Consider the following 811-nt stretch of genomic DNA (forward strand, 5'->3'; position numbering starts at 1 on the left):
GAACTATGCCGACATGACGCAGCTGTTCACGCTCGGCAAGGCGGCCATCCTCCCGGACGGCTCATGGGACATCAACCAGGCGACCTCGACCGGCCTCAATATCGGCGTGTTCGGTCCGCCGGTGCCGAAGGCGGGCGACCAGCGCTACCTGCAGGAGATGCCGGACATGGGCATCGGCATCAATGCCAAGAGCACGCACAAGGAAGCGGCCAAGACCTTCCTCGACTGGGTCGCCGGACCCGAATTCCAGGAGCTCTATGTCAACGCCGCGCCCGGCTTCTTTGCCATGAGCAGCAAGCCGGTCACCTACAAGAACAAGCTAGCGCAGGATTTCGCCGACCTCAAGAAAGGCGCTGAGCTGACACCGCGGCTGGCGCTGGATCGCCTGAGCGCCGGCACGCCTCCGCTCGACGACGAGACCTGGCGTCTGCTGCAGGTGATGTTCACCAAGTCGGACGTCACGCCTCAGCAGGTTGCCACCGAGCTTCAGACCGGGCTCGCCTCCTGGTACGGACCGCAAAAGAAGTAATCCGGGAACGCCTTGCGCATGTCTTGCCAGCCGGCGAGGCATGCGCGAAGCCTTCGGGCACGCCGGCACATCCATGCCGGCGTGAACAAGAGGTCATCAATTGATATCTCCCGCTGCCGCCTACAGAAACCTGTTGCTGTTCGTGCTGCCGGCCCTGGCCGTCTACCTGGTCTTTGCCGTGCTGCCGCTGGCGACCTCGATCGTGATGAGCTTCTTCCAGACCAATGGCGTCTCTGGCGACACTTTTGTCGGCCTTGCCAACTACGAGCGCCTGTTCACGCA

At 62.9% G+C, this 811-nt stretch carries 1 protein-coding gene and 1 pseudogene; both read left to right on the top strand.

Annotation, left to right across the window (positions count from 1 at the left end):
• Positions 1–529 (top strand): extracellular solute-binding protein (locus ACXJ7R_RS34900; RefSeq protein WP_457155769.1); only part of this gene is annotated, 529 nt, incomplete at its 5' end.
• A 100-nt stretch (positions 530–629) separates the two neighbouring features.
• A pseudogene (locus tag ACXJ7R_RS34905) lies at positions 630–811 on the top strand (sugar ABC transporter permease); the annotation flags it as partial.

Source organism: Mesorhizobium sp. P5_C1, assembly GCF_054049815.1.